This is a genomic window from Streptomyces actuosus (genome assembly GCF_016921115.1).
Classification (GTDB): domain Bacteria; phylum Actinomycetota; class Actinomycetes; order Streptomycetales; family Streptomycetaceae; genus Streptomyces; species Streptomyces actuosus_A.
Genome location: NZ_JAFFZS010000031.1, coordinates 34,061 through 53,672 on the forward strand (window position 1 = coordinate 34,061; position 19,612 = coordinate 53,672).

At 71.7% G+C, this 19,612-nt stretch carries 19 protein-coding genes and 2 tRNA genes; 13 read left to right on the forward strand and 8 right to left on the reverse strand.

The genetic code is table 11. From position 1 onward, the window contains the following. The first annotated feature begins 33 nt into the window (after window positions 1-33). The 4 genes from JS756_RS28220 (at window position 34) to JS756_RS28235 (ending at window position 3,286) form a co-directional block, all read left to right on the forward strand. Window positions 34-1,146 (forward strand): SDR family oxidoreductase, encoded by a 1,113-nt coding sequence (locus JS756_RS28220; protein WP_205386063.1) that lies wholly within the window; start codon window positions 34-36, stop codon window positions 1,144-1,146. Window positions 1,147-1,383: 237 nt separating this feature from the next. Beyond that, window positions 1,384-1,845: a molybdenum cofactor biosynthesis protein MoaE gene (locus JS756_RS28225; protein ID WP_205386064.1), complete on the forward strand. Its 462-nt coding sequence runs from the start codon at window positions 1,384-1,386 to the stop codon at window positions 1,843-1,845. 119 nt (window positions 1,846-1,964) lie between these two features. Then, window positions 1,965-2,129 (forward strand): hypothetical protein, encoded by a 165-nt coding sequence (locus JS756_RS28230; protein ID WP_205386065.1) that lies wholly within the window; start codon window positions 1,965-1,967, stop codon window positions 2,127-2,129. A 59-nt stretch (window positions 2,130-2,188) separates the two neighbouring features. Then, a complete protein-coding gene (locus JS756_RS28235; protein ID WP_205386066.1) occupies window positions 2,189-3,286 on the forward strand; it encodes a YlbL family protein in 1,098 nt (365 codons plus the stop codon). A 55-nt stretch (window positions 3,287-3,341) separates the two neighbouring features. Here JS756_RS28235 and JS756_RS28240 read toward each other — a convergent pair whose 3' ends face one another. Next, window positions 3,342-3,884: a PPA1309 family protein gene (locus JS756_RS28240; RefSeq protein ID WP_205386067.1), complete on the reverse strand. Its 543-nt coding sequence runs from the start codon at window positions 3,882-3,884 to the stop codon at window positions 3,342-3,344. Window positions 3,885-4,048: 164 nt separating this feature from the next. Between JS756_RS28240 and JS756_RS28245 the strand changes: the two genes are divergently transcribed. The 4 genes from JS756_RS28245 (at window position 4,049) to JS756_RS28260 (ending at window position 9,425) form a co-directional block, all read left to right on the forward strand. After that, window positions 4,049-7,015: a UPF0182 family membrane protein gene (locus JS756_RS28245; RefSeq protein ID WP_205386122.1), complete on the forward strand. Its 2,967-nt coding sequence runs from the start codon at window positions 4,049-4,051 to the stop codon at window positions 7,013-7,015. A 41-nt stretch (window positions 7,016-7,056) separates the two neighbouring features. Further along, window positions 7,057-7,130, forward strand: a tRNA-Met gene (locus tag JS756_RS28250). Window positions 7,131-7,336: 206 nt separating this feature from the next. Next, entirely contained in the window at window positions 7,337-9,187 is a 1,851-nt protein-coding gene (locus JS756_RS28255) for a tetratricopeptide repeat protein (protein ID WP_205386068.1), read from the forward strand. A 164-nt stretch (window positions 9,188-9,351) separates the two neighbouring features. After that, window positions 9,352-9,425 (forward strand) — tRNA-Met (locus JS756_RS28260). Window positions 9,426-9,608: 183 nt separating this feature from the next. On the opposite strand, the gene JS756_RS28265 is transcribed toward JS756_RS28260, so the two are convergent. The 3 genes from JS756_RS28265 to hisN form a co-directional block, all read right to left on the reverse strand. Next, window positions 9,609-10,025, reverse strand: a complete 417-nt coding sequence (locus tag JS756_RS28265; protein WP_205386069.1) for a Fur family transcriptional regulator — start codon at window positions 10,023-10,025, stop codon at window positions 9,609-9,611. A 493-nt stretch (window positions 10,026-10,518) separates the two neighbouring features. Beyond that, window positions 10,519-10,911, reverse strand: a complete 393-nt coding sequence (locus JS756_RS28270; RefSeq protein ID WP_205386070.1) for a CBS domain-containing protein — start codon at window positions 10,909-10,911, stop codon at window positions 10,519-10,521. Between the two features lie 150 nt (window positions 10,912-11,061). Further along, entirely contained in the window at window positions 11,062-11,862 is an 801-nt protein-coding gene (gene hisN, locus JS756_RS28275; protein ID WP_205386071.1) for a histidinol-phosphatase, read from the reverse strand. Between the two features lie 259 nt (window positions 11,863-12,121). On the opposite strand from hisN, the gene JS756_RS28280 reads away from it, so the two are divergent. Beyond that, window positions 12,122-12,733, forward strand: a complete 612-nt coding sequence (locus tag JS756_RS28280) for a TetR/AcrR family transcriptional regulator (RefSeq protein WP_205386072.1) — start codon at window positions 12,122-12,124, stop codon at window positions 12,731-12,733. 477 nt (window positions 12,734-13,210) lie between these two features. Here the strand turns inward: JS756_RS28280 and JS756_RS28285 are convergent, their stop codons facing one another. From JS756_RS28285 to JS756_RS28300, 4 genes are all read right to left on the reverse strand, one after another. After that, complete coding sequence (locus JS756_RS28285) at window positions 13,211-13,534, reverse strand: DMT family transporter (RefSeq protein WP_205386073.1); 324 nt, start codon at window positions 13,532-13,534, stop codon at window positions 13,211-13,213. Between the two features lie 135 nt (window positions 13,535-13,669). Then, window positions 13,670-14,680, reverse strand: a complete 1,011-nt coding sequence (gene rsgA / locus JS756_RS28290; RefSeq protein WP_205386074.1) for a ribosome small subunit-dependent GTPase A — start codon at window positions 14,678-14,680, stop codon at window positions 13,670-13,672. A gap of 17 nt (window positions 14,681-14,697) precedes the next feature. After that, window positions 14,698-16,014 carry a 3-phosphoshikimate 1-carboxyvinyltransferase gene (aroA, locus tag JS756_RS28295; RefSeq protein WP_205386075.1) on the reverse strand — a complete coding sequence of 439 codons (1,317 nt, stop codon included), beginning with the start codon at window positions 16,012-16,014 and terminating at the stop codon, window positions 14,698-14,700. Window positions 16,015-16,072: 58 nt separating this feature from the next. Then, the gene (locus JS756_RS28300) at window positions 16,073-16,795 is read right to left on the reverse strand and encodes a M50 family metallopeptidase (protein ID WP_205386076.1); all 723 of its coding nucleotides are present in this window, start codon (window positions 16,793-16,795) and stop codon (window positions 16,073-16,075) included. A 49-nt stretch (window positions 16,796-16,844) separates the two neighbouring features. Here JS756_RS28300 and JS756_RS28305 point away from each other — a divergent pair, with 49 nt between their 5' ends. The 4 genes from JS756_RS28305 to rsrA all read left to right on the forward strand — a co-directional run bounded on the left by JS756_RS28305 (window position 16,845) and on the right by rsrA (window position 19,599). After that, window positions 16,845-17,678 (forward strand): SOS response-associated peptidase, encoded by an 834-nt coding sequence (locus tag JS756_RS28305; protein WP_205386077.1) that lies wholly within the window; start codon window positions 16,845-16,847, stop codon window positions 17,676-17,678. A 1-nt stretch (window position 17,679) separates the two neighbouring features. Next, window positions 17,680-18,318 (forward strand): alpha/beta hydrolase family protein, encoded by a 639-nt coding sequence (locus tag JS756_RS28310; protein ID WP_205386078.1) that lies wholly within the window; start codon window positions 17,680-17,682, stop codon window positions 18,316-18,318. Window positions 18,319-18,586: 268 nt separating this feature from the next. Beyond that, entirely contained in the window at window positions 18,587-19,282 is a 696-nt protein-coding gene (sigR, locus tag JS756_RS28315) for an RNA polymerase sigma factor SigR (protein ID WP_205386079.1), read from the forward strand. Then, complete coding sequence (gene rsrA, locus JS756_RS28320; RefSeq protein WP_205386080.1) at window positions 19,279-19,599, forward strand: mycothiol system anti-sigma-R factor; 321 nt, start codon at window positions 19,279-19,281, stop codon at window positions 19,597-19,599. The genes sigR and rsrA overlap by 4 nt, the downstream gene beginning before the upstream one ends. Window positions 19,600-19,612 lie beyond the last annotated feature (13 nt).

Here is a 19,612-nt window from a genome sequence, read left to right on the forward strand (position 1 = left end):
CGCTCGTATGAAGACAACCGCTGGAGACGCCCGGTGAGTTCCCCAGATCCGCAGGTTCGCGCAGCGCGAAACCCGTCAACCCCTTCCGCCCTGCGCGGACCCGTCGTCGCGGTCACCGGTGCCGCGTCCGGCGTCGGCGCGCTCCTCACCGAGCGGCTGGCCGCCTCGGAGGAGATCAAGCAGGTCATCGCCATCGACGAGCGGCGCGGCGACTGCGCGGCGGCGCAGTGGCACATCCTGGACGTGCGGGATCCCGCGATCGCCGACAAGCTGCGCGGCGCCGACGTCGTCGTGCACCTCGCACTCGACCTCGACCTCGGCGCCGATCCCGCCGCCCGGACGGCGTACAACGTCCGGGGGACCCAGACCGTGCTCACCGCGTCGGCGGCGGCCGGCGTGCACCGCGTGGTGCTCTGCACCTCGGCGATGGTCTACGGCGCGCTGCCCGACAACGAGCTGCCGCTGTCCGAGGACGCCGAGCTCAGGGCCACCGCGGAGGCGACCGGCGTCGGCGACCTGCTGGAGATCGAGCGGCTGGCCCGGCGGGCTCCGCGGGCCCATCCGGGGCTGAACGTGACCGTGGTCCGGCCCGCCGTGCTGGTCGGTGGCACGGACACCGCGCTGACCCGGTACTTCGAGTCGCCTCGGCTGCTCGTCGTGGCCGGGTCGCGGCCGGCCTGGCAGTTCTGCCACGTCGAGGATCTGTGCAGTGCTCTGGAGTACGCCGTCCTGGAGAAGGTCGAGGGGGAGCTCGCCGTCGGGTGCGACGGATGGCTGGAGCAGGAGGAGGTCGAGGAGTTCAGCGGCATCCGCCGGATGGAGCTGCCCTCGGCGGTCGCCCTGGGCGCGGCGGCCCGCCTGCACCGGATCGGGCTCACGCCGTCGCCTGCGGGGGACCTCGCGTACACGATGTACCCCTGGGTGATCAGCGGGAGCCGCCTCCACGACGCCGGGTGGCGGCCCCGGTGGACCAACGAGGAGGTCCTCACCGAGCTGCTGGAGGAGGTCTCCGGACGGCACACGGTGGCCGGGCGGCGGCTGGGCAGGAAGGACGCGACGGCGGCGGGCGCGGCCGGAGCTACGGTGGCCCTGCTGGGGGCCGCCGCCGTGGTGCGGCGCGCCCGGAAGGCGCGGCGGCGCGTCTGAGGGCGTGCGGTGTCGCGGGAGGGCGCGCGCCGGACGCCCGGTGCCGTCTCCGCCTCCCGCAGCCCTCCACACCCCGTGCTCCGGCACGGCGTCCCGGCCCGTGCCCTCCGTGCCGCCCGGTGGCCGCCTGCCCGCCGTCGCACCCGGTGCCGTCCGTACGTACCTCCAAGCCGCACGCGCGCGTGCCGGGTGATGAGGCTATTCCCCCTGTTCCCGGCGGTGCGGCACGATGGGGGTATGGCACCCACCTTTGATCATCCGGGCGAGCGGGCGGCGCAGGAGCCCATCAAGCTGATCGCCATCCGGGACGGCGCGCTGTCCGTGGACGAGGTACTCCGGGCCGTCGGGGACGACGCTGCCGGGGGGACCGCGCTGTTCGTGGGCACCGTCCGCAATCACGACGGGGGCGCCGACGTCGACGCGCTCGGGTACTCCTGCCATCCGTCCGCGGAGGCAGAGATGCGCCGGGTCGCCGAGAAGGTCGTCGCCGAGTACCCGGTGCGGGCGCTGGCGGCGATCCACCGTGTGGGTGACCTCGCGGTCGGGGATCCGGCGGTCGTCGTGGCCGTGTCGTGCCCGCACCGCGGTGAGGCCTTCGAGGCCTGCCGCAAGCTGATCGACGACCTCAAGCACGAGGTGCCGATCTGGAAGCACCAGAAGTTCTCCGACGGGACCGAGGAGTGGGTCGGCGCCTGCTGAGGTTCCGACGCCCGGCCTTCCGGTTGCGTAACCCTCCCCCTCACGTGAGCGTTGTCACTGCGGATGGTTAATCTGCTGATCAGTCGTTTGCGGTTGCTCAGCTGGGTCGGGAGGTCGGGATGGGGGCGCTCGTCTGGTTGCTGATTCCCCTGTGCGCTGCGGTCGGGGCCGGGATGTGGGGCAGCTGGGCCAACCGGACCCGCAAGGTCCGCGGCGACGGCCCGGAGCTCGACGGCTACGCCCGGTTCCGCGAGGCCATGGAGAAGCCCCACTCACACACGTGAAACTGTGCCGGGTGCGGCCCTGACGGTGCGCTGACAGAAGCGTCCCGTACTGTCGTGGCATGCCACGCCGCACCGCGACGATGCTCGCCTCCACCCTGATGCTGATCGCACTCCTGTGCGCGGGGGTGTTGATCAAAGTGCCGTACGCCGAGATGTCCCCGGGACCCACCGTGAACACCCTCGGAGAGCACGACGGCGAGCCGGTGCTGCAGATCTCCGGGCACAAGACCTACGCCGCCGACGGGCACCTGAACATGACCACGGTGCGCGTGACCAGCGCGGACTACCGGATGAACCTTGTCGAGGCGGTCTACGGCTGGCTGGCGCACGACACCAGGGTCGTCCCGCACGACACCCTCTACCCGAACGGGAAGACGGAGGAGCAGTCCACGCAGGAGAACGCCGAGGAGTTCAGCCAGTCCCAGGAGAGCGCCAAGGTCGCCGCCCTGAAGGAGCTGGACATCCCCGTGCAGTCCTGGGTGATCGTCTCGACAGTCGTGAAGGGGTCCCCGTCCGAGGGCAAGCTGCACGCCGGCGACGTGATCCGGAAGGTCGACGGTACGAAGGTCGAGCAGCCGTCCGACGTCGCCAAGCTGGTGACCCGACACGCGCCCGGCCAGGACGTCGTCTTCACCATCGTGCCCGCCGAGGAGCAGGCCGCCGCGGAGAAGGAGCACCGCACGGCGACCGCGACACGGGACGTCACGATCACCACGACGACCTCCGACGACGGCGGCGCGAAGCGGGCCATCGTCGGGATCTCCGCGGGAACCGATCACACGTTCCCGTTCACCATCGACATCAAGCTCGCGGACGTCGGCGGGCCGAGCGCCGGCCTGATGTTCGCGCTCGGCATCTACGACAAGCTCACGCCGGGCAGCCTGACGGGCGGCACGTTCGTCGCCGGCACCGGGACCATCGACGACGACGGCAAGGTCGGGCCGATCGGCGGCGTCGAGATGAAGACGGTGGGGGCGCACGACAAGGGCGCCAAGTACTTCCTGACGCCCGCCGACAACTGCGCCGCCGCCGCCAAGGACAAGCCCGACGGGCTGACGCTGGTCCGGGTGAGCACCATCTCCGACGCGCTCGGTGCGCTGAAGGAGATCCGCGACGGGAACACCGCCGACCTGCCCCTCTGCACGGTCAAGGGCTGACCGGCCCGGTACCGCGCCACCGGATGCGACCCGGCGGCGCGGCGGGTGCCGTCCCTCAGTCCTCGAACGTCGCCGCCAGGGCCTCCGCGAGGCCCGGCACCAGGTCGGGGCCGGTCAGGACCTCGGTCGGGGTGTCCTTCTCCCGCAGCCGCAGGGCCGACTCGCGGGCGCCGTCGCGCAGCACCGCGACCGTCATGCGGACCTCCTGCCGCTCGGGGTGCTGGGCCACCCACTGCGCCAGCTTCCGGTCGCTCAGGCCGTCGGGCACCTGTGCCTCGGCGGACGGCGGCAGCATCAGCCGCTCCACGGTGAGCGCGCAACCGGCCACCGCGTCGGGCCAGGCGATGGTGGCCAGGAACTCGTCGAGCGCCCTGTCCGTTCCAATCTCGTCCTGCTCGATCGGGGTGAGGCCGGCGGTCTCCTGCTCGTCCCCCAGGCCGAGCTGGGCGGCGAGCGAGGGTTCCTGAGCCCGCAGCTGCGCGGTGTCTACGAGGGCGAAGAGGCGAGCGGGCTGGTCCCAGCCGAGGCCGGAGGCGTACTCGTCGATCTCGAGCACGGCCCGGGTGAGGGGGCTCGCTGCCATGGGAGTGTTGGACATGGTCACAATCCTGCCTCGTTCCCGGCCGGAATCGGGAACCGAGTAAACGGTGAGTAAGTTGCATAGGTGTGGGCTCGCGATCACCGCGGCCCCAGGGGGGCCGGCGAACACGCAGGCCTGACGGATCGACAGCGAACTTCGAGGTGCGCACCTTGGCTTTCCAGATGCCGGACCGCGGCGGAGGCCCGACGGGGCCACGGATCAGAGTGGGCCGCCCGTCCCGGCGTGCCCGGACCCTGCTGATGACGCTGGGCGTCCTCGCCGTCCTCGGCATGGTGTTCACCATGTTCGCGGGCTTCTGGACGGACTGGCTCTGGTACCGGTCGGTGAACTACTCGTCCGTGTTCACCACCACGCTGTGGACCAAGATCGGGCTGTTCTCCGTCTTCGGCCTGCTGATGGCGCTCGCCGTCGGTTTCAACATCTGGCTGGCGCACCGGCTGCGGCCGCCGCTGAGCGCGATGTCGATGGAGCAGCAGAGCCTCGACCGCTACCGGATGGGGATCGCGCCGTACAAGAAGTGGCTCCTGCTGGGCATCACCGCCCTGGTGGGCCTGATCGCCGGCGCGTCCGCCTCCAGCCAGTGGCGGACCTGGCTGATGTGGGTCAACGGCGTGCCCTTCGGCAAGAAGGACCCGCAGTTCCACCTCGATGTCTCCTTCTACGCCTTCGACCTGCCCTGGTACCGCTTCCTGCTCGGCTTCGGCTTCGCCACGGCGATCCTGTCGCTGATCGCCGCCGCGCTCACCCACTACCTCTACGGCGGACTCAGGATCACCTCGCCGGGTGCCCGGGCCACCTCCGCGGCGACCGGCCACCTGTCGGTGCTGCTGGGCCTCTTCGTGGCACTGAAGGCGGTCGCCTACTGGCTCGACCGGTACGGCCTCGCGGTGAAGTCCAGTGACTTCAAGGCGACGGGGAACTGGACCGGCCTGCGCTACGTCGACGCCAACGCCTACCTGCCGGCAAAGACGATCCTGTTCTGCATCGCGGTCATCTGCGCGCTGCTGTTCTTCGCCACTCTGTGGCGGCGGACCTGGCAGCTGCCCGTGATCGGCTTCGGCCTCATGGTGCTCTCCGCGATCCTGATCGGCGGCCTCTACCCGGCGATCGTGCAGAAGTTCCAGGTCCAGCCGAACGAGCAGGCCAAGGAAGCGCCGTACGTCCAGAAGAACATCCAGGCGACGCGCGAGGCCTACGGCATCGACGACACGCAGGTCGGCGAGTACCCGGGCAGCAGCAGCACCAAGGACAAGACGAAGCTGCGCGACCAGGTCGACTCCACGGCCAGCCTGCGCATCATCGATCCGAACGTCGTCTCGCCCACCTTCCAGCAGCTCCAGCAGATGCGGAAGTACTACGCGTTCCCGAACAATCTGGACGTCGACCGCTACAGCAAGGACGGCAAGGACCAGGACACCGTCATCGGCCTGCGCGAGCTGAACCTCGCCGGCGTCGACAAGCAGAACTGGATCAACACCCACTTCCGCTACACCCACGGCTACGGGGTGGTCGCCGCCAAGGGCACCGAGGCCACCGAGGGCACCTCGCCGGGCCGCCCGGTCTTCACCGAGTCCAACCTGCCCTCCCAGGGCGACCTCGGCAGCTACGAGCAGCGGGTCTACTACGGGGAGAAGACCACGACGTACTCGATCGTCGGCGGCCCCCAGAAGGAGATCGACTACTCCGACAACGACGGCGAGAAGACCACCAGTTACCAGGGCGACAGCGGCGTCAACCTCGCCAACCCGTTCAACCGGGCCGCCTACGCGGTGGCGTTCGGCGAGCCGCAGATCATGTACTCCGGTGCCATCGGCGACGGATCGCGGATCCTGTACAACCGCACGCCGAAGGACCGCGTCGAGGCGGTCGCGCCGTGGCTGACGATCGACGGCGACGCCTACCCGGCGGTCGTGGGCAACCGGATCCAGTGGATCGTCGATGCCTACACGACCACCAACGGCTATCCGTACGCCTCGCGCACGACCCTCGGGGACACGACCGCCGACTCGCTGACCGCGACCAACAACAGCCGCGCGGTGGTGGCCCAGCAGAACCAGGTCAACTACATCCGCAACTCGGTGAAGGCGACCGTCGACGCGTACACCGGCGAGGTCAGGCTCTACCAGTGGGACACCCAGGACCCGGTGCTGAAGACCTGGATGAAGGCCTTCCCCGGCACGGTGCACCCCAAGACCGACATCTCGGCCGACCTGATGTCCCACCTCCGGTACCCGCAGGACCTGTTCAAGGTGCAGCGCGAACTGCTCACCCGCTACCACGTCCAGGACGCCGACACCTTCCTCAGTGGCAGCGAGGTGTGGCAGGTGCCCGACGACCCGACCAACAAGTCGGGCAACGCGGTGCCGCCGTACTACCTGAGCATGAAGATGCCCGACCAGAAGGCGCAGGCGTTCTCGCTGACGACGACGTTCACGCCGAACGGCCGTGACAACCTCAGCGCGTTCATGGCGGTGGACTCCGAGGCGGGCACCGCGGACTACGGGAAGATCAGAGTCCTGAAGGTGCCGACCAGTTCCACGGTCGACGGCCCCAAGCAGGTGCAGAGCCAGTTCAACTCCAACTCGCAGCAGAACATCGCCGAGTTCGTCCGGCTGATCAGAGGCGGCGACTCGGAGATCGAGTACGGCAACCTGCTGACCGTGCCGCTCGACGGGGGCCTGCTCTACGCCGAGCCGGTCTACGTACGCGGCGGCGGCCTCAAGTACCCGCTGCTGCGGAAGGTGCTGGTGACCTACGAGGGCACCACGGCCTTCGAGGACACGCTCGACCAGGCCCTCGACAAGGTCTTCGGCGCCACGGGTTCGACGGCCGAGCCCCCGCAGGAGAACGTCGACCAGCCCCCGGCCGAGCAGCCCCCGACGTCGAGCAACCCCACCGTCCGGGAGGCCCTGGGCGACGCCCAGAAGGCCTTCGAGGCCGGCCAGGAGGCTCTGAAGAAGGGCGACTGGAAGGCGTACGGCGACGCCCAGAAGGACCTCCAGGATGCGCTGAAGCGGGCCGAGGACGCACAGGCCGCAGCGGAGAAGAGTGGCGGTGCGGACGCGACGGCCGGTGCTTCGGGCAGCAGTCCGGGAAGCAGCGCCAGTCCCACGCCCACGAGTAGTTGACCATGCTCCTCCCGCGCCGTGGTACGGTTGCCACACAACGGCGCGGGGTGGAGCAGCTCGGTAGCTCGCTGGGCTCATAACCCAGAGGTCGCAGGTTCAAATCCTGTCCCCGCTACTGAATGCCGAAGGCCCGGATCCACACAGGATCCGGGCCTTCGTGGTGTGCGAACGCATGTGCCGACCGGGGTGACGGCCGTGCCGCGAGGGGGAGTTGGCCGATCTGTGTTTGACTTGTCTCTCTGTGGGCATGTCGACAAAACGCTGAAGTGACCTAACGGGCTGCGGTATACCGGGTGTACCCAGGTTGCAGGTGGTGCGACGATGGACGTTATGGGGGACAAGGCAACTCTGTTCGAGACAGGGCGATTTGTGCAGCCTTCCGGTCGTGAGGCGGACCGGGAGGACTCCCTCGACGAGTCCGCACAGGCGACCGACGACCCCGAGCAGGTTGCGGAGCAGGCCGCGGAGGAGCTGCGCCAGCGGCTCGCCGCCGAGGCCGGTGACGTCGAGGCGATGAGCATTCTCGGGGCGATGCTGCTGCGTCGCGGTGACCTCGACGGAGCGGAGCCGCATCTGCGGGCCGCCACGTCGGCCGGTGACCGGGCCGCGGCCAACAATCTGGGGGTCCTGCTCCATCAGCGCGGGTACGCGGACGAGGCCGCCGGATGGTGGCGGATCGCGGCGGTGGCCGGTTCGGTGGCCGCCGCCCACGCGCTGGGCCGGCACCACCGCGAGCGCGGCGACGAGCCCGCCGCCGAGTACTGGCTGCGGCAGTCCGCCGAGCAGGGTCACGCCCTGGGTGCCTACGCGCTCGCCGATCTGCTGGAGCATCGCGGCGACGCCGCTGCCGGGCAGTGGATGCGGGCCGCGGCCGAGCGGGGCCACCGCGAGGCGGCGTACCGGCTGGCCCGGGCACTCGACCGGCGCGCCGCGCAGGCGGCCGGCGCCGACAACGGTGTCGGGCCCGCCGAGGAGGCGGAGCAGTGGTACCGGCAGGCCGCCGCGCGCGGACACCGCCGGGCCGCGCTCCACCTCGGGACGCTCCTGGAGAAGCGGGGTGAGCTGAAGGAGGCCGGGCGCTGGTACCTGACCTCGGCCAAGGACGGTGAGCCGCGCGCCGCCTGCGCGCTCGGCTTCCTGCTGCGTGACGCCGGGGACGGCGACGGCGCCGCCGTGTGGTGGCTGCGGGCCGCCCAGGACGGCGACGGCAACGCCGCGAACGCCCTCGGGGCGCTGCACGCCGAGCGGGGCGAGACACAGACCGCGGAGCGCTGGTACCGGGCGGCGATGGACGCCGGGGACGTGAACGGCGCCTACAACCTCGGGCTCCTGTGCGCCGAGCAGGGGCGAACGGCCCAGGCCGAGCAGTGGTACCGGCGGGCGGCCTACAGCGGGCACCGGGAAGCCGCGAACGCGCTGGCCATCCTGCTGCTCCGGGGCAGGGACGCCACCGGGGCCGAGCCGTGGTTCTCCAAGGCGGCGGAGGCGGGCAGTGTCGACGCCGCCTTCAACCTGGGGATCCTGCACGCGGGTCGCGGCGAGGACGTCGTCGCTCTGCGCTGGTACGAGCGGGCGGCGGCCGCCGGGCACACCGAGGCGGCCCTCCAGGTCGGCATGGCGCGGCTCCGCGAGGGCGAGGAGCAGGAGGCCGAGCGGCATCTGAGGTGTGCGGCCGGAGGCGGCAGCGCCGAGGCCGCTTACCGGCTCGCCGCCGTCCTGGACGCCCGACGCCCGCCGGCGTCCACGCACGAGCTCGGCGAGGCCCAGCACGAGAAGACCGAGTGCGAGGAGTGGTACGAGCGGGCGGCCACCCAGGGGCATCGGCGTGCGCAGGTGCGCGTCGGAATGCTGGCCGCCGCCCGAGGCGACGTGGTGGAGGCCGCCCGGTGGTACCGCGCCGCGGCCGAGGCCGGGTCGCGGAACGGCGCGTTCAACCTGGGGCTCCTGCTCGCCCGGGAGGGCAGCGAGCCGGAGGCCGCCCTGTGGTGGACACGGGCGGCCGACGCCGGTCACGGGCGGGCGGCGTTGCGGCTGGCCCTCGTCTACGCGCGTCGTGGCGAGCTGGCCGAGGGACAGCGGTGGGCGGACCGCGCGGTGTCGCTCGGGCCGGAGGGGGTGGCGCAGCGTGCGGCGCGGTTGCGGGACGCCCTGGGGGAGGAACTGTCCGCCTGACCCGCGCCCCGGGACCCGCGCCACGGGAGCCGGGGGCTGAGACGTCCTGCGCTCCGAGGCGGGAGTGATCGGTGCGGCCAGGGCCTGTTCAGGAGGTCTCCCGGCCCCGTCCGCCCATCGATTTGCCTCTGGCCGCCCCGCTCACGTAATGTTGCATTCACCGACGCGGGGTGGAGCAGCTCGGTAGCTCGCTGGGCTCATAACCCAGAGGTCGCAGGTTCAAATCCTGTCCCCGCTACTGAAGGCCGAGGGCCGGAAACCGAAAGGTTTCCGGCCCTCGGTTTCTTTGTGCCCCGAGGGCCGGAAGCGCTCTGGTGTCCGATGGTGCCCGCGTCTCGTCCGGGGCGCCCGTGGAGGTCCCGTCGGGCATGGCCAAGCCCCGGATCGCCTTCGGGCGCCGGGCCGGGTCGGAAGGTGCCGGCTACGCTGCCGCGCAGTTCGGGCAGACGCCGCGGTACGTCACCTCGACGTCGGAGACCGTGAAGCCGAACCGCTCGGAGGCGGGCAGGTCGGCGAGCGGGTCGCCCGTCGGGTGGACGTCGCGGATCGCGCCGCATCGAGCGCAGACGAGGTGGTGGTGCGGCCGGTGTGCGTTGGGGTCGTACCGCTTGGCGCGCTTGTCGGTGGCGACTTCGAGCACCTCGCCGAGGGAGACCAGCTCGCCCAGCGTGTTGTAGACGGTCGCCCGCGAGATCTCGGGGAGCTTGGTGACAGCCCTGGAGTGCACCTCGTCGGCCGTCAGGTGGACGTGTTCGCCGTCGAGGACCTCGGCCACCACACGCCGCTGCGCGGTCATCCGCCATCCGCGTCCACGCAGCCGTTCGAGAAGGTCACTCATGGAGACCAGACTAACAGCAAGTGGACCAGGTTCTGAATGGATGTGACTTTCGACGTTGCATGGATTTCGACCCAACCTGAAGTAAGACATGAAATCAACTTGGACTGAATCCAATGCGGGGGTGGAGGTGGCTTCGGTGGAGGAGCGGGACCACCTTTCGGTGAACCGCCCGCAGGCGGTCGACGCCCGCACCCACTCCCGCGACGGGCCCTCCTGCGGCGGGTGGCACGGCGGCGCGAGGGACCTGGCGGTGCGGTCTCCCGGGTCTCCCGCGAGGACATCGCCGAGCGGGCGAATCGGCGATCTCCCCCGGGTGGACGGCGACTTCGGCAAGCGGCCGGAGGTCGCTGTTCGGGTGCCGCGAGGATGGGACGGCTCCGCGGGAACGCCGCCATGGACATCGGTGGGCGCGGACATCGGTGGGTCGAACCCGGTGCCCGGGGCCGACCCCCGGCGTACGACAGGGGGGTGCGGCGGCTGTGCGACGGTGCCGCTATGCCGGTACGTGCTGCCGTGCCGGTGCCCAGCAGCGGATGATGTCGCGGACCGAGACGAGTCCGACCGGCTCGCCGCGGTCGAGGACGATCAGATGACGGAAACCGCCGTGCGCCATGGCGCGGGCCGCCTCCTCCAGGGTCCACGTCGGTGCGGCGAACACGACGTCGGTCGTGGTGTGCGCGTGGACGCGTTCGATGTCCGGGCTCTGGCCCAGACCCACGCAGTTGAGGATGTCGCGTTCGGTGAGAATCCCGATGCCGCCGGCGTCGGGGTCGTGGACCACGGCCGCGCCGACGCGGCGGGCGGACATCAGGGCGGCTGCCTGACGGAGGGTGTGTGCGGGGCCGATGGTGAGGACCACCGTGCTCATGGCGTCGCGGACGAGCATGGGATGGAGCCACCTCCTCGTGATCCGGAACGCTAGTTCACGGATTCACAAATGCACAAGTAGGGGGACTCTCAGAGTGGCAGGTAAAGCCCGGGTCAACAAGGGGGCGCGTGCGGCCCCGCGGGGGCGCGCACGCTCACCTCGGGATTCTCAGCGGCGCCCGTTCAAGTGGTCGAGCAGTGCGTCGTGGAGCAGCCCGTTGGAGGCCGCGGCGTTGCCGCTGTGGGGTCCGGGGCGGCCGTCGAGGCCGGTGAACGTCCCGCCGGCCTCGGTGACCACGATCGCGTTGGCCGCCATGTCCCAAAGGGACAGCTCCGGCTCCGCGCAGAGGTCGACCGATCCCTCGGCCACCATCATGTACGGCCAGAAATCGCCGTACGCGCGCGTCCGCCACACCTCGCGGGTGAGCCCCAGGAAGCCGTCCAGGCGGCCCTGCTCCTCCCAGCCGGACAGGGACGAGTACGCGAAGGAGGCGTCGGCCAGTTTCCCGACCCGGGAGACGTGCAGCCGGGTGGCCGAGGACAGGCTGCGCCCGGCGAAGGCCCCGTGGCCCTTCGCCGCCCACCAGCGGCGTCCGAGAGCGGGTGCGGAGACGACGCCGACGACGGGTTGGTAGCCGCCGTCCCCCGCCTCCGTCAGCGCGATGAGAGTGGCCCAGACGGGGACTCCGCGCACGTAGTTCTTCGTGCCGTCGATGGGGTCGACGACCCAGCGGCGGGGGCCGGTGCCCTCGACGCCGTACTCCTCCCCGATGATCGCGTCGCGGGGGCGGGCGCGCTGGAGATGGCCGCGGATGAGTTCCTCCGCGGCCTTGTCCGCCTCACTGACCGGGGTCATGTCCGGCTTCGTCTCGACCTTGAGGTCGAGGGCTTTGAAACGGTCCATGGTGGTGGCGTCGGCCGCGTCGGCGAGGACATGGGCGAAACGGAGGTCGTCGAGGTAGTCGGGCATGTGAGGCACCGTATCGGGCCTCGTCGGTGGAGGGCCACAGCGGTCGCCGTGTGGACGTCCCCGCAGCCCGTGCTTCCCCCGCACCCGCCTCCCTCCCCGGTCGGTCCACCGAGCGGTCCGCCGTGTCCGGGCGCCCGCCGTGGGCCGCGCGGGCGGTGCGCGGGCGGTGCGGCGCGCCCCCGCGTGACGTCGCGAACCCTTGACAGTGCATGTGTGCGCGTCAAATCTGGGCGCAGAGCCACTTCGCCCCAGGGAGGCGATGATGCCTGCAGCGCGGGAATCCCTGCTGGATGCCGCATTCACGGCGCTGGCCCGTCGGCCGTGGCCTGCCGTGCGGATGGTGGACGTGGCCGCCTCCGCCGGGGTCTCCCGGCAGACGTTGTACAACGAGTTCGGCAGCAAGGAGGGGCTGGCCAGAGCGCTCGTCCGCAGAGAGGCCGACGGCTATCTCGCGGGGATCGAGCGGGCCCTGGCCACGCACAGCGACGCCCGGGACCGACTCGCCGCCACCGCCGAGTGGACGGCCTCGGCCGCCGGGGAGAACGCGCTGGTGCGCGCCATGCTGACCGGCTGCTGGAACGACCGGCTGCCGTCGCCGACACTCTCCGCCGTGCCGTCTTCCTCGGCCGTACCGGCGCAGCGGCGCGCGGACGGCCCGCTTCCGTCCCCCGGCGACTTCGTGGCGCTGGTGCGGGACCGGGCCGTGGCGGTGCTCACCGGGTCCGGCGCCGCGCGCGGCGACGGCGCGGAGCTGGCCAGGTCCTGCGAACTCGTCGTCCGCGTGGCGTTGTCCTGCGTGTGCGCACCACCGCCGGGCGACGGCGGCGTCGCGGACCTGGTGCGCACCGTGCTGCACCGCCAGCCCCTCTGACCGCTGCGCCGAGCCCTCTCGCCCCGCCGGGCCCCTCACCGCGTCCTCCTCGGCCCCGCACCGCGTCCGGACCCGGCGACTTGTCCGGACCCCGCCGTCCCGTCCGGACCCGGCGCCGCGCCCCGATCCCGAGCCGTGTCCCGGGACCTCGCGTCTCCTCGATACCGATGGTCGTCCCGGCCGGGATCGTCGCGACGATGCGACGATCCCGGGGGTGTGGGGTTGTGACACCTCGGAGGACCGAGCAGGGCGGCCGCCGCCGCGTGGGGCTCCCCTGTTCCGGTCGGAGCGCCGCCGCGTCCCGGTCCCGAGCCCGAAACGCCGCCCCGGGATGTCCCGGCGTGCCGCCCGGAGCTTGCGTGGCGCGCGTGCGTGTACCGACCCCGGCCCCGCCCGGCCGTCCCGCCCGCGCACCGCACGGTGGCCGTGGTGTCACCCGACGGAGTGTGGCCGGGCCCTGCGGGCGCCGGTCACCCGTCAGTGGGTGGAGCCCGACAGTTGAAGGCCGATGACGCCCACGATGACCAGGCTGATGGAGATGAGCTTCAGGGTGGAGACCAGGTCGCCGAGGAAGATCATTCCGTAGATCGCGGTGCCCGCCGCGCCGATGCCGGTCCACACCGCGTACGCCGGGCCGACATCGAGCTTGCGCAGGGACAGGGTGAGCAGACCGAAGCTGCCGAGCGCGAAGCAGGCGAAGGCGACGGTGGGCCACAGCCGGGTGAAACCGTGGGACAGCTTCAGGCACACGGCGAAGCCCGTCTCCAGCAGGCCGGCGACGATGACCAGCAGCCACGCCATGTGCTTGTCCTCCCGTACGTCACACGTCTCGCGACCGCTCGGCCGGCACTCGGTGGGGCTCCGGTGAAGCCCTGGAGGGCGGCTCGGTGCGATTATGCCCTTGCCTGACCAGCCCTCTTCCAAACAACGCGGAGGTCAGTCGCCTTCCGTCCGCTCCCGGGTCGCCAGCAATCGGCGCAGGGAGTAGAGGCGAGCGGGGTCCGCATGGCCTTCGGCGACCCACTCGTCCAGCGCGCAGTCCGGCTCGTCGTGGCTGCACGCGCGCGGGCAGCCCTCGGTGCCGGGTTCGAGGTCGGGGAAGGCGTGGATCACGCGCGACGGATCGATGTGGGCCAGACCGAAGGAGCGCACGCCGGGGGTGTCGATCACCCAGCCGCCCGGACCCGCCAGCGGCAGCGCCAGCGCGGAGGTCGTCGTGTGCCGACCGCGGCCCGTCACCGCGTTGACGTGTCCGGTCAGCCGTCGCCGCTCCTCCGGCACCAGGGCGTTCACCAGGGTCGTCTTGCCGACGCCCGAGTGGCCCACGAACGCCGTGACCTTGCCTTCCAGCTGGGCGCGCACCCGGTCCGCCGCGCCGCCGTTCTCCAGTTCCTCGCGGCTGGTCACGACGTAGGGGATGTCCAGTGCGCCGTACAGCTCCAGCAGCTTGTCCGGTGGGGCCAGGTCCGACTTGGTCATCACCAGCAGCGGCTCCAGGCCGCCGTCGTACGCCGCCACCAGGCAGCGGTCGATCAGCCGGGGCCGGGGCTCGGGGTCGGCGAGCGCCGTGACGACGGCGAGCTGGTCGGCGTTGGCGACGACCACCCGCTCGTAGGGGTCGTCGTCGTCGGCCGTGCGGCGCAGCACCGACCCGCGCTCCTCGATGCGGACGATCCGCGCCAGGGTGTCCTTCCTGCCGGAGAGGTCGCCGACGAGCGCCACCCGGTCGCCGACCACCGCGGCCTTGCGGCCCAGCTCGCGGGCCTTCATCGCCATGACCGTGCGGTCCTCGACGAGGCAGGTCAGCCGACCCCGGTCGACGGTGAGGACCATGCCCTCGGCGGCGTCCTCGTGCTTGGGCCGGATGCTGGAGCGGGGCCGGGTGCCCCGGCGGCCGGGACGGGTGCGGATGTCGTCCTCGTCGGTGTGCTTGCCGTAGCGGCGCATGACGTGTCCCTGCGTCCCTACGCCCCGAGCATCCCGGTCCACAGGTCGGGGAAGTCGGGCAGCGTCTTGGCCGTCGTGGCCACGTTCTCGATCTGCACGCCCGCGACCGCCAGGCCGATGACCGCACCGGCCGTCGCCATGCGGTGGTCCTCGTAGGTGTGGAAGACGCCGCCGTGCAGAGCCCGCGGGCGGATGTGCAGACCGTCGGCCGTCTCGGTGACGTCGCCGCCGAGCTCGTTGATCTCCTTGGTGAGTGCGGCCAGCCGGTCCGTCTCGTGCAGCCGAAGGTGGGACACGCCCCGCAGGGTCGACGGGGAGTCGGCGAGGGCCGCGACCGCGGCGATGCCCGGCGTCAGCTCGCCGACCTCGCCCAGGTCCACGTCGATGCCGTGGATCCCGCCCGAGCCGGTGAACACCAGGCCGTACTCGGTCAGTTCGCAGGAACCACCCATTTCGGTGAAGATCTCCCGCAGCCGGTCACCCGGCTGGGTCGTGCGGGCCGGCCAGTCCGGGATGACGATCCGGCCGCCGGTCACCAGCGCCGCCGCGAGGAACGGCTGGGCGTTGGACAGGTCCGGCTCGATGGTCAGGTCCCGGCCGAGCAGGGCACCCGAGGTGACCCGCCAGACGTTCGGCTCGCCACCCGACTCGGGGGTGTCCACCTGGGCGCCGACCGCGCGCAGCATGTCCACGGTCATGCGGATGTGCGGCATGGACGGCAGAGCGGTGCCGACGTGGCGGACCTCCACACCCTGGTTGAAGCGCGGGGCGGACAGCAGCAGCGCGCTGACGAACTGGGACGACGAGGAGGCGTCGACCTCCACCGTGCCGCCGTCGAGGGCGCCCCCGCCGTGCACCGTCAGCGGAAGGGCGCCCCGGCCGTCGTCGTCGATCCGGGCACCGAGGGTGCGCAGGGCGTCGATCACGCCGTTCAGCGGGCGCTCGTGCGAGCGCGGGTCGCCGTCGAAGCGCACGGGACCGTCGGCCAGCGCGGCGACCGGGGGCAGGAAGCGCATCACCGTGCCGGCGTTGCCGACGTCGACCGAGGCCGGCCCGCGCAGGCCCGTGGGAAGCACCCGCCAGGCCTCACCGGTGCCGTCCGGGCCGATCCCCTCCTCGATCTCCACGCCCATCGCGCGCAGCGCGTCCGCCATCAGCAGCGTGTCGCGCGAGCGCAGCGGGCGGCGCAGCCAGCCGGGCTCCGAGGCCAGGGCGGCGAGGACGAGAGCCCGGTTGGTGACCGACTTGGAACCGGGCACGTGGACCGTCGCGTCGACGGCTCCGCTCGCGTGCGGGGCGGGCCAGAGGGCGGTGTGTGCGGGGTTCGGGACCATGGGCCCACTTTATAAGGAGGTCGGGGAGGTCGTTCGTCCGCGGCACCGCGGGTGGACGTCACAGGTCCAGCAGCCAGCGGCCCCCGCCCATCAGCGAACACAGTGACACCGCGTGGAACAGGAACAGCCACAGACCGGCCGGCGCGCTCGTCAGCCGGGCCAGCTGGTCGGCGTCCGAGTCACCCGCCGCGCCCCGCACCCGCTTGGCCTGGAGCTCGAACGCGGGGCGGACGCCGCCCAGCAGCAGGAACCACACCACCGCGTAGGCGAACGCCGCCTGCACCTGCGGTCCGGTCAGCCACGACACCAGCAGGAACGTGCCGCCGGTCAGGAACACCGTCAGCGCGCCGTACGCGTTGCGGACCATCACCAGCATCGCGACCAGCAGAGCCGTCGCCACCCACAGCAGCAGCGTGATGCGGCCCGCGGACAGCAGCGCGGCGCCGCCCAGGCCGAGCAGCGGGGGAGCGGTGTAGCCGGATGCCGCGGTGAGGATCATGCCGAGGCCGTACGGCTTGCCGCGGCTGACGGTCAGGCCGCTGGTGTCCGAGTGCAGCCGTATGCCGGTCAGCTGCCGGCCGGTGAGCAGCGCCATCAGGCCGTGGCCGCCCTCGTGGGCGATGGTGATGGCGTTGCGCGCGACACGCCACAGGGGCCGCGGGACCACCACGGCCAGGGCTACGACCCCGGTGGCCAGGACCACCCACAGGTCCGGGTCCTGCTGCGTGCCGGTGAGCCGGTCCCAGAGGTCGGGCAGCGCGAGGGCGGCGGTGCTGTCCATGTCGGTGAGGGGCTCCTTCGGCTGTGCGGAGTCTGGCAGGGTGGCACGTATGTGCGGACGGTATGCATCGAGTCGTAGGCCCGAGGATCTCGCAGGCGTCTTCGAGATCGAGACGGGGGTCCTCCCCGAGGGGACGGAGCCGCAGGAGACGCCGGCGCCCGACTACAACGTGGCTCCGACCAAAGAGGTGTACGCCGTCCTGGCCCGTCCTCTGAAGGACGCCGACGACCCGCGGCCGGTTCGGCAGCTGCGGAGGCTTCGCTGGGGGCTCGTGCCCGCGTGGGCGAAGACGCCCGAGGGCGCGGCGCGGATGATCAACGCCCGGGCCGAGACCGTCCATGAGAAGCCCGCCTACCGCAGGGCCTTCGCCACCCGGCGCTGCATCCTGCCCGCCGACGGCTACTACGAGTGGGTCACCGGCGCGCAGGAGCGCGATCTGGAGGTCGAGGGGAAGCGGAAGCGGCCCCGCAAGCAGCCGTACTTCGTACTGCCCGCCGACGGGTCGGTGTTCGCGATGGCCGGGGTGTACGAGTTCTGGCGCGACCGGACGCTGCCCGACGACCATCCGCGGGCCTGGTGGGCGACCTGCTCGGTGATCACCACGGAGGCGGAGCGGACGCCGCTGGCCGTGGCGCCCGCCGGAGGCCCGCACTCGCTCGCCGACATCCACCCCCGGATGCCGCTGATGCTCACCCCGGACCGCTGGGACGCCTGGCTCGACCCGAGCCGCACCGACCCCGACGACCTGCGCGGGCTCCTCGCACCGCCGCCGCCCGGCCTGATGCGCGCCTACCCCGTCTCCACGGCGGTGAGCAACGTCCGCAACAACGGTCCGGAGCTGCTGAAGGAGCTGGAGGCACCGGAAGAGGGCACACTCTTCTGACGTGAACACCCAGCACACCGAGACCGTCGAGACGGCCGCCGGCCCCGCCCGCGTCACCTGGCACCCGGCGGGGCGACCGCGCCTGGTCCTCGCCGTGAGCCACGGGGCGGGCGGCGGCATCGAGGCCCGCGACCTGCAGGCTCTCGCCCGGGTGCTCCCGGAGCACGGCGTGAGCGTCGCCCTCGTGGAGCAGCCCTGGCGGGTGGCCGGCAGGAAGGTGGCACCCGCGCCGAAGACCCTGGACACCGGCTGGCGGGGCGTCTGGCCCGCGCTCACCGCCCCCGGCAGGCCGGTGATCTCCGGCGGGCGGAGCGCCGGGGCGCGGGTCGCCTGCCGGACCGCCGCCGAACTCGGCGCGCACGCCGTGCTCGCCCTGAGCTTCCCGCTGCATCCCCCCGGCCGGCCGGAGAAGTCGCGGGCCGGGGAACTGCTCGGTGCGGGGGTGCCGACGCTCGTCGTCCAGGGCGGGCGGGACCCCTTCGGCCGGCCGGAGGAGTTTCCCGAAGGTGGGTACGAACTCGTCGAGGTGCCCCACGCGGACCACGGCTTCGCGGTGCCCCGGCGCGCGGAGACCACACAGGAGCAGGCCCTGGAGGCCCTTACCGGCGCCGTGGCGGAGTGGGCCGGCTCACTCGGGTGAGGGCCGGGAATGCCGGGCACCCGTCCACTGTTGTGGCGGACAGAAGTGCTGGGGCACCAGCGCCGACGTCGTGGGAGAGGAAGTCCGCCGCATGGGTTCGATCTACTGCCCGAGTCGCAGCAGCCGGTCCGACCTGGACTGGACGGTGCTGCACGCGGCCACGACCGCTCCTGTTCGAGCGGCGGGCGGACCGGATCGTCGTCTATCCTCCGATTCGAGTGGGACCGGTCCTGGGACCGGTTTCGGTCTCACGACGACACTTGAGGAGGTGGGTCCGGTCACCGGTACCGACGCAGGGACCGACAACGGACAGGCGGAGCTGCCCGAGGGCCCGGGCACGCGCACGGACGCGGATGCGGAGACGACGGCGGAGCGCAGTGCCCGTTTCGAACGGGACGCGCTCGAGTTCCTCGACCAGATGTACTCGGCGGCCCTGCGCATGACGCGCAACCCGGCCGACGCCGAGGACCTGGTGCAGGAGACGTACGCCAAGGCGTACGCGTCCTTCCACCAGTTCCGCGAGGGCACCAACCTCAAGGCCTGGCTCTACCGGATCCTGACCAACACCTTCATCAACTCGTACCGCAAGAAGCAGCGTGAACCGCAGCGCAGCGCGGCCGAGGAGATCGAGGACTGGCAGCTGGCCCGGGCCGAGTCGCACATGTCGACGGGGCTGCGCTCCGCCGAGTCGCAGGCGCTGGACCACCTGCCCGACTCGGACGTCAAGGAAGCGCTCCAGGCGATCCCCGAGGAGTTCCGCATCGCCGTCTATCTCGCGGACGTCGAGGGCTTTGCGTACAAGGAGATCGCCGACATCATGGGGACACCCATCGGTACGGTGATGTCCCGGCTGCACCGGGGCCGCCGTCAACTGCGCGGCATGCTGGAGGACTACGCGCGCGAGCGCGGACTCGTCCCGGCCGGTGCCGGAGAGTCGAACGAAGCGAAAGGCTCGGGCTCATGAGCTGCGGAGAGCCGCACGAGACGGACTGCAGTGAGGTACTCGATCATCTGTACGAGTTCCTCGACAGTGAGATGCCGGACGTCGATCGCGACAAGTTCCAGCAGCACTTCAGGGAGTGCTCGCCGTGCTTGGAGAAGTACGGCTTGGAGCAGGCCGTGAAGAAGCTGGTCAAGCGGTGCTGCGGACATGACGACGTGCCCACCGACCTGCGGGCCAAGGTCATGGGCCGGATCGACCTGATCCGCTCCGGGCAGGCCGTCCCCGAGCACGACGTGACGGCCGGTGGGGCGACACCGGCCGCGCCGCAGGAGTCCTGACGGTCCCGAGCGG